Genomic DNA, 14,115 nt, shown 5'->3' with positions numbered 1-14,115 from the left:
GCCGATTCAGTCATGCAGTTCGTGGTGCCAGTGTGCGTTTGTCTGGAGGCGATGAGGTGTTGGTCTCCGCAGGGGAGCCGGCCGTTCCGGGTGGTCGGGAAGCCGGTGGGGGAGAGGTGGAAGGTGTGAGTGATCGCGGTGGAGCCTGGCTCGAAGCGGCAGAGAACGCCCTGCGTGCGGCACCACCGGAAGCATTGCTTCCGACCGCGCGGAAACTGCTCGCCACCCAGGTGCAAGCCCGCTACGTGACGCTTCTGTTGGCGGACTACGGCCTGACGGAACTGCACCCGGTCACGACACCGACGCATACGACGCACACCATTGCCTTGCGTGACGGCGCACCAGCGGCACGTGCCTTCGTCGCTGGGGCCACCACCCTTGAGGCCGATGTCGCCGGCACGGTCACGCTGCACCTTCCGGTCACCGTGCGAGGCGATCGCCTAGGGGTGCTGTCGGTGAACCTCCCGAAGCCGTCCCTCGGGTTGACGACCGTGATGGAGCTCAGGTCCTTCGCCACGGCGATGGGACATGAACTCGTCATCGCCGACCGGCACACCGACCTCTACCTGAGAGCTCGCCGAAGGCAGCGGCTGACACTGGCGGCGGAGATGCAGTGGCAACTCCTGCCCGGGCGCGGGTTCGTGCGGGACGAGTACACCCTCGGCGCCCACGTGGAACCCGCCTACGCCGTCGGCGGGGACAACTTCGACTGGAGCACCAGCGACGACCATCTGACCATCACGGTCACCAACGGCAGTGGGCACGGCCTCGCGGCCGCACTGCTGACGAATCTCACCGTCAGCGCGCTGCGGAACGCGCGACGCGCAGGGGTCAGTCTCGCCGACCAGGCATGCCTGGCCGACCAGGCCATCTACGGCGAGTACAGCGGCCGCCGCTGCTCTCCGACCCTTCTGCTGCGCTTCAATCTCGCCACCGGGGAGGCCAGCGTGGTGGACGCGGGGTCCCCTCAGCTGTTCCGTCTGCGCAACGGCACGGTGGAGCGCGTGGACCTCGAGGCCCAACTGCCCCTGGGCATGTTCGAAGAGACCGACTACCGCGAACAGCCACTGGGCGTCGCGGTGAACGACCGACTGGTCATCGCCACCAGCGGCCCGCACAGCACGCGGACGCCGGGAGCCGACGGGCCTGGAGAGGATGCGTTGCTTGCGACGATCGTTGCCACCCGCGATGCGTCACCCCACGAAGCAGCCCGCATCCTGGTCGAGCAGCTGATGCGGGTAGCCGATGACGAAGACCTGCCCGGCGACGCCGCTGTCGTCTGTCTGGACTGGCGGGGCAGAGCATGACCGGCGCGCCTCATCCTGCCGGCTCAGGAAAGAGCGCTTCCATCGCGACGGCCGGCCCGTGCGGCCTCGGAGAACGCTTGCACCCCCGCCAGGAACTCACAGCGTGAGGCGGTGGGCATACGGCTCAGGACACCACCGAGCAGTTCGGCACGCCGGGCGAACAGGCCGTCGACGATCTTGTGCCCACGCGAGGTCAGCGCGAGTTCGACCTCCCGACGACTCGTTGTCGATGCTTCGCGGCGCAGCAGACCCGCGGCCTCCAGCCGACCGCACAGTCTGCTCACAGCGGGCGGCGCGGCGCCGACTGCCACCGCCAAAGCGGTCAGGTTGATACCGGGATTGCGACGTGTGACAAGCAATGCGTCCATCTGCTGGGCTGAAAGCCGAGGCGAGAGGTCCCGGGAGGCCCGCCACCACAAAGACACGAGCGTCTCCACGGCTGCGGCCGTTTCCTCGAGCAGGTCGTGCCGGGGATCGCCTGGCCCCTCGCGGTCCATAGGGCTGTCACTCTCCGTGGAAGGGTGTGAACTCATTGCGCGCGATGGGATGCGTAACCCGGATCGCCGCTGGTCTTCTGCCCGCTCTGTTGAAAATATCCCTTGCGCAGCCGTCCGCGCAGATCCGCCGGCGAACGGGCACACATGTCAACGGCGTCGAGCGCCCAGCCGGCGGACCAAGTGACGGAACCGGGACGGCAGTCACCTCAGCACGGGCGCGCTAGAATCAAAAATTGCTGCACGGCGAAATTTGCGGCTCCATGAAGTTCCCGCTCGGCCTTGTCAGGCCGCGCTGTGCGGGCACCGCGGTAACGAAGGACGTTTCACCGCCGGGAGCGTTCTTCCGGGGCAGTGAGCGACCCGAGGGCCGATGTCCCCGGTCCCCATCAATCGCTCAGTATCCCGACTCGTTGACGAAGAAGGCCTCACCGTGACGAATTTCCTGGCTGTGGAGCGGGCTGTACGGACGGCCGCACCACACAACCTCCTCGAAACGGTGCGAGCCGCTCTGGTCCAGCACTATGCAGCCGTCGACGTCGATCTGCTCATGGCCGACTACAGCCTCACCGTGCTCCAGCCCGTGACCGAGCTGCCGTACACCGCCGAGCCCTTGTCGGTGCAGTCCAGTCCGGAAGGTCGTGCGTTCGGAAGTCAGGAACCACTTGGGCGGTTCGTGAGCCGCGAAGGCGTCGTCAACCTGCACCTGCCGGTGACCGTCCGCGGCGACCGCCTCGGCATCCTCTCCGTACGGATCCCGAAGGAGAGATGTACGTCCGACACGGTGGAGGACCTCACCGAAATCGCCGAGCTCCTCGGACATGAGATCGTCGTGGCGGAACGGGACACCGATGTCTACCTCCAGGCCCGGCGGGCCAGCCGCCTCACGCTTGCTGCTGAGATGCAATGGCAGTTGCTGCCGGGACGGGCCTGTTCCCGCAAGGAATACGCGATCGGCGCACAGTTGGAGCCGGCGTACGCCATCCACGGTGACAACTTCGACTGGGCCACAACGTCGGAAACCCTCACCCTCAGCGTGACCAACGGCATGGGCGAAGGGATCCAGGCATCCCTCCTCACCAATCTGGCGGTGAACGCCCTGCGCAATGCCCGGCGGGCCGGCATCGGCATCGCGGATCAGGCCTGCCTGGCCGACCAGGCTCTCTACGCACAGCATCGAGGCACGGAGTATGTCTCGACCCTGTTGCTCTCCTTCGACCTGGCCACAGGGGATGCGGAGGTGGTGGACGCCGGCTCGCCCCAGCTGTGGCGTCAGCGCGACAAGATCGTGGAACGGGTGCCCTTCGAAGCGCAGCTCCCTCTGGGCATGTTCGAAGAGACCGAGTATGTCGCGCAGAAGTTTGATGTCGCGCCGGGCGACCGGTTGGTCTTCGTCAGCGACGGTGTCTATGGCGCTGCCGCCAAGGCGGGAGAGACCTACGGCGCGAAGAAGCTCGCCCGTGCGATCCAGGCCGCCGCGCTTCTCCCTGCAGCTGCGGTACCCCGGGCGATCCTGCAGGAACTCGCGGCGTACCTCGACGCTGATGCCGACGACGATGCCTTGGTCGTGTGCCTCGACTGGTTCGGCCGCGACGTCCGTTCGTAGCCATCCTCGCGGTCGGTCGCGCGGCCCGACGTGCCGGCGACCCGGTGACGGGGCGGAGAGGCAGTGCCTTGTCCGCGGCCCTGTTCAGTGATCCGGCGGAGGGAGAAACCTCCGGTCACGGAGCAGCGTGGGTGCGGCGGATGACCAGAGCCAGGGTGTCGTCGGGGTGCAGCATGACGGTGTGCATCTGTGCGGCCAAGGCGCCGGGCAGTTCGGCGAGTGGGCTCCCGGCGAGCTCGCGCGCCGCCGCGACAAGGCGCAGTTCGCCCTCCACGGGATCTCGTCGGCTCTCGGTGAGGCCGTCGGTGTAGAGGATGAGGACATCGTCAGGGTCGATCTCGGTGTCCAGGAGTTCTTCGCTGCCCGGCAGCGGGAAGCCGATGCCGCGACCGCGCAGGTGGAGGTATTCGGATGTGCCGTCGGTCCGCACCAGCAAGGCGGGCGGGTGGCTGCCGTTGGCCAGTTGTACCTTGCCCGTCCTGGGGTCGATCCGGGCGAGCAGTACCGTGGCCATGAGGTCCGGGTCGAACGGCATGAGGATCTCGTGGGTGCGTTCCAGGATCGACTGCAGCGGGTGGCCTTCGAGGGCCAGAGTTCGTACGGCGTGGGTGACGTTGAGCGCGCTGCGGGTGCTGCGTACGCCATGGCCGAGAGCGTCGACGATGGTGATGTGCAAGGTACCGTCGGGCAGCGCGAACCAGTCGTAGAGGTCGCCACCGGTGGGGGCGTTCGCCTCGGCCGGTGCGTAGTGGACCGCGAGTTCCAGACCGTCGATGTCCATCGGCTGGGGCCGCAGTGCGTCTTCGAGGTCACGCAGCACCTGTCCGTGCGCCCTGCGGAGCTGTTCGTCGCGTTCCTCGAGCTGGACGTAGAGGGCGAGGACACCGCCGTTGGTTTCGGCCAGCTCGTGCTTGAGGCGGCGGTGTTCGGCCGCGAGTACGTCGGCCCGGGCCAGGGCGGCGCGCAGCTCCTCGTTGAGAGCTTGAGCCTCCGCTGGGGTCAACTGCCCGCTGTCGGTACCGGTGTTGGTGTCGAGGTCGGGGTCAGGGCCCTGTGCCTGTGCGCAGGGAAGGGGTACGCGCCAGATGGCGCAGTGCGGGCCCGTCGCCACAGCGGGCAGCGGCAGGTTTGTGATGTCGAGCGGTTGGCAGGCTCGTAGGGCTTCGAGGGTCACCGCCAGTACGGGTGCGTCGCTGTGCGAGCCGGATTCCCGGGCCGTGCTGAGCGCCACGGGGCGGCCGGCGGCCAGTTCGCCGGCGGCCGCGTCGGCGACGGACAGCACGAGGCGGGCCCGGGCCTCCACGGGCAACTGATGGTCTTTGGACAACTGGCGTGCCGCTTCACGGAGTTGGGGCAGAGCGTAGAAGAAGTTCCTGGTCATGAGTCCCTTTGGCAGGGCCTGGCGGCGAGCACGGCGGCGTCGTCCCGGGTGGAGCGGTGATTGTGCGCGACCGCGACGGCGAGCAGCGAAGGAGGCAGTCGCAACAGGAACCGCGAAGGTGAGTGCGTCCATCTGCTGTCGATGCCGTCGCTGTGGAGTACGGCCGTCGCACCCTTGGGCAGGGGGAAGAAGCGGCTTTGCGGGGCGGGGAGGTTCCAGCCGACGACGCCGGGTTGTCCGGTCAGCCGTCGGTGGACCTGGTGGGGGGAGAGGGCGACCACGCGTATGTTGCCGACTCCGCAGTACTCGGCTTGCTCCGACTGGAGGCGTAGAACGCCCACGGCCGCGCCGCGGGTTCGGCGCAGTGAGCGGTGTATGGCGGTGAGCAGGTGCGGGAGCGGGCGGTCGGCGGCGGCGTGGAAGGACCGCAGGGCCGCCTGCGCGGCTTCCGCGGCGTGCGGGCCGTGGCCCAGTCCGTCGATGACGATCGCGGTGCGTGCACCGTCGGTGTCGATGACGGCGCAGGCGTCGCCGCAATGCTGCTCTCGGTCTGCGGGGACGCACACCAGTCCGACCGCTTGCCTCGCTGCCGGTGCCTGCTCCAGGAGGGCCAGCCGTGCGCAGGCGAGGGTGCCCCCTTCGCGATCGGTCCGGATCGTGAAGTCGGTCGCTATGCGAGTCACGGCGCCGAGGCCGGCGCCCATGGTTCCGGTCGTGGTGTAACCGTCGGCGAGGCATCGCTGGAGTTCTGGCATACCCGGGCCCCGGTCCGCCGCCAGGATTTCCAGGCCGCCGCCGAGCGGCAGCGGCTGGATGTAGACAGTGCCGCCGCGTGCGTGCTTGTCGAGGTTGCTGGCCAGTTCCGAGGCGATCACCGCTGCCTGGTCCGGCATGGCACCGGGCAAGTGACACTGCTCGGCGAGCGAACGGGCGGTGGAGGCGGCGAGGTGAACGGCGCTGTAGTGGTCGATGGACACCCGCATGGTTCCCGGCATCGGTCGGGATGTCACTGGCGTGCCCAGCGCGTGACGATCACCGTAGTGCCCTGGCCGGGCGCGGAATGCACTTCGAAGTCGTCCACGAGACGGCGTGCGCCGCCGAGGCCATGACCGAGTCCGGTGCCGGTGGTGTAGCCGTCGGTGAGGGCGACGTCCAGGTCCGGGATGCCGGGCCCGTCATCCCGCACGGTCAAGCGGACCCCGCGCATGTCGCCACGGCGCAGGTGCTCGATGGACAGAGCGCCACCGCCACCGTGGATGTAGGCGTTGCGCGCCAGTTCGCTGGCCGCTGTGACCACGCGCGTCTGGTCGACGATGCCGAAACCGCACTTCAGCGTCGCCGCCCGCACCGCGTGCCGGACCGTCAGCAGGTCCTCCTCCGTACGCAGCCTGGTCTGTGTGGGCGGCTCGACGGCAGCGGAGGGTGCAGGGTGTGTGGTCCCATGGTTTTCTGTCGCACCGGGCTTGTCAGCGAGTTGCGTCATGTCGCGCCCCTTCCGGGGGCTGAGGGCCGTGGCGCCATCCGAGTGCGGCCATGCCGCGCTCCGCATCCAGCGCGGTCTCCACCCCGGCGAGTTCGACGCCCAGCTCGACCAGCGTGATGGCCACCGGAGGCCGCATGCCGGCCACGATGACACGTGCGCCCAACAGCCGTGCCATGGTCGTCAGTTCCATCAGCATGCGAGCCACGAAGGAGTCGATGATCTCCAGGCGGGAGATGTCTATGAGCACCCCCCGGATGCACTCCGCCGAGATGCGATCGGTGAGTTCCTGGGTGAAGGCAGCGGCAGCCTTGTCGTCGAGTTCGTTGAGCAGTCCCGTGACCAGCACGTCGCCGAGTCGCAGTATGGGAACGCCTGCCGTCGGCCGATCCGCGGTCAACGCGCTGCCCCGTGGGACTCGGGTGAAGCGTTTCCCGTGAGCTTGATGGCTTCGGACAAGGCGTCGGCGAGAGTCGCTCGCGTAAGAATCTTCGAAAGGTCGATGCCCAGCTGGGCGATGGTCTGGGCGATCGGAGGGCGTATGCCGCTGATGACGCAGTCCGCACCCATCAGACGCACCGCGTTGACGGTCTGCATCAGGTGCTGCGCGACCGCCGTGTCCACCGTCGGCACCCCGGTGATGTCGATGATCGCGACCAGTGCCTCGTGATCCTGGATCGCCTGAAGCAGGTTCTCCATGACCACCTGCGTGCGCGCGGTGTCGAGCGTGCCGATCAGCGGGACGGCGAGCACCTGCTGCCACAGTCGCACGACCGGCGTCGACAGTTCGAGCAGCTGCCGGCTCTGCCTGCGGATGATCTCCTCCCGGCCTTCGACGTACGTGTCGAACGACAGAGCACCCGCCGCATCCAGCAACCGGTTGATCAGCAGCGCGGGGGCAAACAGATCCTCGTCCTTGTGAGAGCTCTGCTGCACCGCCCCGAGCACTGCCTCCTTGAGGGAGAGCACGGCCAGGGAGGCGGCGGTAGGTGTCGTGCCCGCCTGAGCCCGGCGCAGTGAAAAATCACTGACCGCCTGTCGGAGCTCCTCGTGGGAATTCACGATCCTGTCCACCGGGAGCGAACTGTCCATCCCGGCGACCAGCGCGGCAACCAGGGAGTCCGCTTCCTCCCGCAGCTCGTGCTCGGCGATGCCCGCGCCGAGCCCGGGCTGACTCAGCTGGAGTTGCACCCAGCGATCAGCAACCTCGTCGGCCTGGCCATGCAGTGCCGTCGTCACACGCTGCCGAACGACGGCCTCACTGCTACTCACCCGAAAACCCTTCGACGGAGCGGTCCATGGACGGCATGGGCCGCTCGGTGGACTGCCTATGCTGATATCAGGCGACAGCCGCTAGGCAACTGTTTCCATGAGGCAAATATAAGCATGCTGCCCCCTGAGTGGGGAAGTCCTGGCAGTGCGGGTGCGGCACGCATCGCACCTGCGCTGCCGGGACCCGGCCACGGTGGCGGACGAACCTCCACAACCTGCCGGGCGCAACGCTCCGTACCGAGTACCGGGCGTTCGCACCGCGAAGGTGCCTTGCTGGTCGCCTTCCCCGAGGCCGGCGGAATCTCCGGGCCTTGAGGGGGTAGACGTGGCTGCGCACGAGCGCACCTCCCGCACAGCAAGCCGTTTCCGCTGCTCGATCGCCGCATCGAGCCACCGGCAGCGGGATCGTCGTCACGCCACTCGACACACATCAAGGTGGGGTATGTCTCAGACAATCGAAGGTACGGCGCTGGGCGGGCAGGAGGGTCTGACCGCGGAACTCTGCGGGGAGCGTTCCCTGCGGCTGAGGCGCAGACTGGAGCGGCTCATCGGCATCGCGGCCACCGAGGGGAACTCTCTCGTGCCGCTGCGCAACGGCGATGAGATCTTCGAAGCGATGCTCGCCGCCATCAAGGGCGCCGAGCACACCGTGGACATGATGACGTTCGTCTACTGGCGAGGTGACATCGCGCACGAGTTCGCCGATGCGCTTGCCGAGCGCGCCCGTGCCGGAGTGCGGGTGCGGCTCATGCTGGACGGCTTCGGCAGCCGACTCATCGAGAAGGACGAGTTGGACCTCATGGACGAGGCCGGGGTGGACGTGGCCTGGTTCCGCAAGCCGCTCTACCTCTCGCCGCTCAAGCAGAACCACCGCTGCCACCGCAAGGTCCTCGTCGTCGACGAGCGCACCGCGTTCACCGGCGGCGTCGGGATAGCCGAGGAGTGGTGCGGCAACGCCCGCGACGAGAACGAGTGGCGCGACACTCACGTACAGGTCACCGGGCCCGCCGTCGACGGTCTGGCTGCTGCATTCGCCCAGAATTGGGCCGAGTGTCACGACGAACTGTTCGATGAACGCGACCGGTTCGTCCACAGTGAGCACCATGGCGACTCCGTCGTCCAGGTCGTGCGCGGCTCGGCCTCCTTCGGCTGGCAGGACATGCAGACCCTGATCCGGGTCGTTCTGGAGTCCGCCGAGGAGCGCGTCCGCCTCACCACCGCCTACTTCGCCCCCGACGACTACTTCACCGGGCTGCTCTGTGCCGCCGCCCGCCGCGGGGTGGAGGTGGAGATCCTGTTGCCCGGCCCGCACACCGACAAGCGGGTGTGCCAGCTGGCGGGGCAGCGCCACTACGAGGACCTGACCGCCTGCGGCGTGAAGATCTACCAGTACCAGCCGACGATGATGCACACCAAGACCATCACGATCGACAGGATCGCCTCGCTGGTCGGCTCCACCAACTTCAACCGGCGCTCGCTCGACCACGACGAGGAAGTGATGCTCGCCGTCCTGGACCAGGACTTCACTGCAGCCCTGGACGGTCACTTCGACGAGGACCGGGAGAAGAGCGTGCTGATCGAGCACGGCCGGTGGAAGCGTCGTGACCTCGTGCAGAGGGCACGGGAAGCGGCGGTCGGGCCGGTCCGTCGCTTTCTGTGAGTACCGGCGGCCTTCAGAACGCGCACCGGCGTGTTCATTCGCCGCATCTGCCGTACACCGCGGCAGGCGCATCGGACGGTACAAGCCCGCGGTCCTCGTACAGGGCGCCGCCGGCTGCGAGGACTCCGGAGCCGGGCCGTCGCGGTCAAGCAGCAGTCAGAAGCCGACGAACGTGACCGTGTCCTTGTCGCCTCCCCGTCCGTCCAGCGGCGTCCGGATGCCTCACAGATGGGCCAGAACCAGCATTGTCTGCCGTCCGGCGGACAGCCGACGTCCAGCGCGTGCCCTGTCCCCGGCGGACGTACGGCGAGCTCACAGGCGAGGAAGCGCGGAGCCGAGGTGAACGTTCGACGCCGGCCGGTCGGACCAGCACGCGGAAGCTCCTGGTGGGCAGGCGAACTTGGTTGTGTCCTCGCCACCAGGAGCATCTTCACGTCCGGGTGCCACTCACCCCAACCACCCGTCAGAAGGGACGGGTTGGAGCTCACCGGCAAGGTGCGGACCGAGAATTCCTATTCCAGGGCCTGCTTCGGATCGATCGGAATCTCTGGTGCAGCCTTCTCGGCGCGCTTCTCGGCGAGCGACCGCTGCCCCGTGGTCCCGCAGCAGCGGTCGTACTGGCTTTGCCAGTCCGTCATGAACGTGTCGTAGTTGGAGCTGCCCGTCAGCTTCAGGTCCGTCTCGTCGTTGTGCCAGATGCCGTTGCTCGTCCAGTTCGAGGAGCCGACGAACACAAGTCTGGAGTTGGCGGTCCCCGCGTAATTGCCGCTGACCGTCATGTACTTGTTGTGCGTGTAGTGCAGGGCGTTGCCGTTCGCGTCGGTGCCGCGGGTGGTGTCGTGCACGTCGATGTTCGGACGGTTCTTCAGGTAGTTCTGCACGCTGGCATCGACCATTCCGGCGGTGATCAGAATGTGGATCTTGACGCCGGTTCCTGCCAGGCTCACCAGCTTCTTCGGCAGCTCCAGATAGTTCTCGTCGCCCGGCTCCCCGTGAGAGGTCCACTGGAACATGGCGATGTTGATCGTGGCCGGCGCCTTGACGTTGTTCAGGAAGTCGACCCAGGTGTCGCTCTTGTCGCGCGCCTTGGGCCACTGATAAGAGGGCGGGGACAGCTTTCTGGCGGCCGTGCCGTTGGTGGAGCTGTAGTAGTCGGGCGCCAGCGGGCCCGGGCCGTTGAGCGCCCCCTTGGCCATGGCGGAGAAGTAGCTGACGTAGGAGTTGTACAGGGGGACGTTGCCCTTGACGGTGGCGCTGCTGTTCCACGCCGTGCTGGCCTGGGCCGCGGTGGGGTTGGCGCTGCTGACGGTCACTGTCCTGTTCGCATCGCTCCCGCCGCTGAGCATGTAGTACTTCGCGTGCAGGGAGGAGCCGCTGAAGTGGGTCAGGCAGCCGCCCGGGCACAGCGCGGCGAAGCTGGAGGCTTGCGGGTCGTTGCCCAGCTCGTCGACCATCGACTGCCAGATCGCGTTGTCGCTGTGGGCGTCCATCAGCGCCTTGACGATGACGCCGCGCTGGTGCGCGGCGATCAGGGCGTTGGCGAAGTCCGGGCCCGGCTGTGCGTTGCTGATCGAGTACATGGAGACGCGAATGGTCTGCCCGCAGCTGGCGCTGTTGATCGACTCGATGATCGGGCCCATGATCTTCATCTGGGCGTCGGGGTCCTCCGGGTCGTTGAAGCGCGGGCCCGGGCTCGAGGTGAACGGCCGGGACTCGCAACTGAGCGGGGTTTTGGCCTTCTTGACCGCGGCTTGCGCCGTTGTCAGCGACAGCGCGGTGACGACCAGCGCGGTGAACAACGTGAACGTTCTCTTCATGGGCGGCCTTTCGCCGGGCTGTTGATGATCAGGGTCGGGTTCCACCGATAGTTCCGATATTCACTTGAAGTCCATGCACTGTACATCGTGAGATTCCTGGAGCAAGGGAGCAACTGCGGTGTGCTCTGCGCCAGTCGACCCGAGTGGTCACCGTGGGGAACGACCATCGCTTGGCGGAGCGACCCGTCCATGCCATCGGGCCGGCGCCGTCCCTGCCGCCAACCGCATCTGACGCGTGCGCTGCCACCGCCGCGGCGAACTCCTTCACCCCGGGCAAGGCCGGGAAGGCGAGGGCAGCGTGACCTGCCATTACCGAATCGCGTGCGATGACTACCTGTCCGAATCCCGACAGACCCTCCATGTTGGAGTGTTCACGCACCACCAGGGCCTCGTGCTCGCTGGTCGCCGGGATACCGGTCAGGCACGGTGTCGATGCACCTTCGCCACGGCTGCCGTCTTGATCCCCGGCCGGGACGCCGGCGCCTCCGGGTGCGCGGACCGGTTCCCGGGAACGATGGGTGGTCCGGCTCAACCGTGACGACAACGTGACCTGGCCGGCTCTGGCCCGCTCCCTGGGCCGGCCTCATCCGAACGGCAGGGCTTAGGCGTTCCGCACAATCCGCGCCCCGGCGTTCGGCGCCCGGCGTCCGCCCCGCGGCACGCCTGCGCGACCAGGCCCCCGATCGTCTCCAGCACCCGTGGCGCCTCGCGCAGCGCGGACCGAGCACCCAGGACCGGCACCGCCGGCTCGCGCTCGGGCGGCAACCGGCCCCGGCCTTGTGCTCTCCGGTGAGCACCCGTTCCTCGACGGCCTCGAACACGAGCCCATGCGTGCGGGACCGCCGAACGGGGCGTCACTCGACGGACATTGGGCAACTCCCTGGCTCGGGCGAGACGGTACAAGCGGACCGGCCACCCAGGTCACACATCGCGTGCGGAAGGAGCGGAGTACGCCTGCGGGAGGAGCGAAAGTACGCCGAGCCGCCGATCAGTTCGCGTGCGGCCTCGTGTTTCGCGCTACTGGGCGCTCATGCGCCGGGGCGCCGCCGCGCTGTCACCTCTCCCTGTCAGGGGTGCGGGGCGGCTTCGATGTTGCCGATGATCGAAGGATGGGTGCGCGCGGCCTCGAGGAGTTGCGCGGCGCCTCGGACCGCCGCGGTGTGGGGGGCGGGCACGGGCTTGACAGGGGCGTTCAGTTGACGGGTGAGGCGGTAGATGAGGTCGGGGCGCAATGCGCCCCCGCCGGCCAGGAGTGCGCCTGCCTGCAAGGCGTCGAGCGTCTGGGAAGTGGAGTCCTGTTCCAGCATCGCGGTCACCATCGCGACGATCGCGTCGGTGATCCGCGTCGGTGGAGTGAGGTCGTCCAGGTCGCTGGTGCCCAGCGCGGTGTGGCGGGCGTCGGTCACCGCGCCGTCGGTGAGGAGGGTGACCTCGGTGAGGTGGGCGCCGATGTCCACCACGAGCCGGGGACGGGTCAGGTCGGCCCCGGCGGTCATGGCCACGGCCCGCGCGGTGGGGATGGTCAGCACGCTGTACGGCCGCAGGACCCCGACCGCGGTTCGGGCCTCGGTCCGGAAGACGACTCCTCCGAGTGCCGGGACGGTCACGACGATCAGGCGGCGGCCGAAGCGGGGCAGGCGGTGGCCGAGCAGGCGGTCGAGCATCCGGGCGGTTCCGGGGGTGTCGACGATGGTGCCGCGTTGGACGGGGTGGATGTCGCCGTCGCCGGGGAAGGTCACCGTGGGCACGTCGAGGATGCTGCGCCGGCCGGAGATCCAGGCCCGGGTGCGGGCGCTGCCCAGGTCGAGGGCGATACCGGACCACTGGCGGTCCCAGGGCCAGGGCCGCGGCGGGGCATTCACGGCACGCGGCCGGGCTGGGGTGGTCACCGGCCGGCCTCCTTGACCTGCTGGCAACGGGCGCAGTAGCGGGCTTGCGGCACGATCATCAACCGCTCGCGGGCGATGGGCCCGCGGCACAAGTGACAGGCGCCGTAGCGCCCCTGGTCCATGCGCGTGAGCGCTGCTTCCACGTCGGCGAGGACCATGAGGGCGGAGGCGGCGAGTTTGTCGCGGACCGCGAGTTGGGAGGCGGCCTGCCGCTCGGGCGCCGCGACCGTGCGGACCGTGGCCGCGCCTGCGATCTGCTGCAGCTGCTCCTGGCGGAACAGGCGCTGCTCCTCCAGGTTCGCGCGGAGTACGGCGAGGTCGTCGATCGAAAGGACCGTGTGGCGGCCGGCGACGATCTGATGGTTCATCACTTCACCCTTCGGACAGGGCGGGACACAGAGAATGGACAGGTGGCAGTCAGGCCGTGGCGCGCTGGCAGGGGACGCAGAACCGCGTGTGGGGCAGGATCTCCAGGCGCTCGACCGGGATGGTCATGGAGCAGCCCAGGCAGACGCCGTAGCTGCCGTCCTCGACGCGGGTGAACGCGGCCTCGATCTCCTTGAGGACACGCTCGAGGGTGTCTCTCTGCGCCGACATCACCTCCTCCGTGCCCTGTCCTGCCTCGCCGATGGCCCGAAGTTGCGTCAGCCGGGAGTTGCGTTCGTGCTCGAGGCGCTGGCGGGTCTCGTGCGCCGTCAGGCGCTCGGGGCGGGCTTCGGGCCGGGACGTGTCGAGCGACATGGTGCGTCCTTCTCTCAACGGGGACGTACGGAAAGGTGGGGTGCGGCAGGGCCGGGTCGGCGACGGCAGGGGATCACAGCGGGTGTGCCATGGCCCCACCGTGGCCGATCCGCCGAGGGAAACCCATCGGGCGCGATACCCATCTGTGGCAGGTCCCGGAGCCCATCCGGCCGTGGGCAGGGCACACCCCCGGAAATGGGGTCCAGGACCCATCGACGGCACGGCAGGGGGCGGGCAGCCTAGGACCTGTCGTCAAATTCCCGTCTGCCCGGCGGCGTCTGGCACGCACGCTCGCGGCGTTGCCGGAGAGCCCTCGTAGCTCCGCTACGAGGGCTCTCCGGCGCCTTGCGATCGCACGCACCAGACGCCGCCGGGCCCGCCCCTCGGGCGGACGACGGGAATTTGACGACAGGCCCTAGGACAGGCTGGTCAGGACCAGTGGACGCGGCTCACGATCGGGGTGAGCGG

Annotated in this window: 13 protein-coding genes and 1 pseudogene; 3 read left to right on the top strand and 11 right to left on the bottom strand. The window is 68.3% G+C overall.

From position 1 onward, the window contains the following. Positions 1 to 125 precede the first annotated feature (125 nt). Positions 126 to 1,307 carry a PP2C family protein-serine/threonine phosphatase gene (locus tag ACFC96_RS36760; protein WP_376224941.1) on the top strand — a complete coding sequence of 394 codons (1,182 nt, stop codon included), beginning with the start codon at positions 126 to 128 and terminating at the stop codon, positions 1,305 to 1,307. Between the two features lie 23 nt (positions 1,308 to 1,330). Here ACFC96_RS36760 and ACFC96_RS36755 read toward each other — a convergent pair whose 3' ends face one another. Continuing rightward, entirely contained in the window at positions 1,331 to 1,804 is a 474-nt protein-coding gene (locus ACFC96_RS36755; protein ID WP_376616450.1) for a MarR family transcriptional regulator, read from the bottom strand. Between the two features lie 430 nt (positions 1,805 to 2,234). On the opposite strand from ACFC96_RS36755, the gene ACFC96_RS36750 reads away from it, so the two are divergent. Then, on the top strand, positions 2,235 to 3,407 hold the full coding sequence (locus ACFC96_RS36750; RefSeq protein WP_376224944.1) for a PP2C family protein-serine/threonine phosphatase: 1,173 nt from the start codon (positions 2,235 to 2,237) through the stop codon (positions 3,405 to 3,407). 115 nt (positions 3,408 to 3,522) lie between these two features. Here the strand turns inward: ACFC96_RS36750 and ACFC96_RS36745 are convergent, their stop codons facing one another. Genes ACFC96_RS36745 through ACFC96_RS36725 form a run of 5 tightly spaced genes read right to left on the bottom strand, consistent with a single transcriptional unit; the run spans position 3,523 to position 7,540 of the window. Further along, complete coding sequence (locus ACFC96_RS36745) at positions 3,523 to 4,788, bottom strand: PP2C family protein-serine/threonine phosphatase (RefSeq protein WP_376616448.1); 1,266 nt, start codon at positions 4,786 to 4,788, stop codon at positions 3,523 to 3,525. Then, positions 4,785 to 5,771, bottom strand: coding sequence for a SpoIIE family protein phosphatase (locus tag ACFC96_RS36740; protein WP_376224947.1), 987 nt, complete (start codon positions 5,769 to 5,771; stop codon positions 4,785 to 4,787). The genes ACFC96_RS36745 and ACFC96_RS36740 overlap by 4 nt, the downstream gene beginning before the upstream one ends. A 23-nt stretch (positions 5,772 to 5,794) precedes the next feature. Beyond that, on the bottom strand, positions 5,795 to 6,271 hold the full coding sequence (locus ACFC96_RS36735; protein WP_376224949.1) for an ATP-binding protein: 477 nt from the start codon (positions 6,269 to 6,271) through the stop codon (positions 5,795 to 5,797). Beyond that, positions 6,255 to 6,668: an STAS domain-containing protein gene (locus ACFC96_RS36730; protein WP_376224950.1), complete on the bottom strand. Its 414-nt coding sequence runs from the start codon at positions 6,666 to 6,668 to the stop codon at positions 6,255 to 6,257. Before ACFC96_RS36730 ends, ACFC96_RS36735 begins: the two co-directional genes overlap by 17 nt. After that, positions 6,665 to 7,540, bottom strand: a complete 876-nt coding sequence (locus ACFC96_RS36725; RefSeq protein ID WP_376224952.1) for an STAS domain-containing protein — start codon at positions 7,538 to 7,540, stop codon at positions 6,665 to 6,667. Before ACFC96_RS36725 ends, ACFC96_RS36730 begins: the two co-directional genes overlap by 4 nt. A 442-nt stretch (positions 7,541 to 7,982) precedes the next feature. Here ACFC96_RS36725 and ACFC96_RS36720 point away from each other — a divergent pair, with 442 nt between their 5' ends. Then, positions 7,983 to 9,200, top strand: coding sequence for a phosphatidylserine/phosphatidylglycerophosphate/cardiolipin synthase family protein (locus ACFC96_RS36720; protein ID WP_376224953.1), 1,218 nt, complete (start codon positions 7,983 to 7,985; stop codon positions 9,198 to 9,200). Positions 9,201 to 9,712: 512 nt separating this feature from the next. Here the strand turns inward: ACFC96_RS36720 and ACFC96_RS36715 are convergent. From ACFC96_RS36715 to ACFC96_RS36695, 5 genes and pseudogenes are all read right to left on the bottom strand, one after another. Further along, positions 9,713 to 11,017 carry a phosphatidylserine/phosphatidylglycerophosphate/cardiolipin synthase family protein gene (locus ACFC96_RS36715; RefSeq protein ID WP_376616446.1) on the bottom strand — a complete coding sequence of 435 codons (1,305 nt, stop codon included), beginning with the start codon at positions 11,015 to 11,017 and terminating at the stop codon, positions 9,713 to 9,715. A gap of 607 nt (positions 11,018 to 11,624) precedes the next feature. Beyond that, positions 11,625 to 11,838 (bottom strand): annotated as a pseudogene (locus ACFC96_RS36710) (GntR family transcriptional regulator); the annotation flags it as partial. 246 nt (positions 11,839 to 12,084) lie between these two features. Continuing rightward, positions 12,085 to 12,906, bottom strand: coding sequence for a rod shape-determining protein (locus ACFC96_RS36705; protein WP_376226818.1), 822 nt, complete (start codon positions 12,904 to 12,906; stop codon positions 12,085 to 12,087). Beyond that, complete coding sequence (locus tag ACFC96_RS36700; RefSeq protein ID WP_376226815.1) at positions 12,903 to 13,274, bottom strand: TraR/DksA family transcriptional regulator; 372 nt, start codon at positions 13,272 to 13,274, stop codon at positions 12,903 to 12,905. Before ACFC96_RS36700 ends, ACFC96_RS36705 begins: the two co-directional genes overlap by 4 nt. A 49-nt stretch (positions 13,275 to 13,323) precedes the next feature. Then, on the bottom strand, positions 13,324 to 13,647 hold the full coding sequence (locus tag ACFC96_RS36695) for a TraR/DksA C4-type zinc finger protein (RefSeq protein ID WP_340458979.1): 324 nt from the start codon (positions 13,645 to 13,647) through the stop codon (positions 13,324 to 13,326). Positions 13,648 to 14,115: the final 468 nt, after the last annotated feature.

Origin of the sequence: Streptomyces sp. NPDC055955 (genome assembly GCF_042270245.1) — a bacterium.
GTDB lineage: Bacteria > Actinomycetota > Actinomycetes > Streptomycetales > Streptomycetaceae > Streptomyces.
Note: the sequence above shows the minus strand (reverse complement) of the source record. Positions and strands in the feature narration are given on the sequence as shown.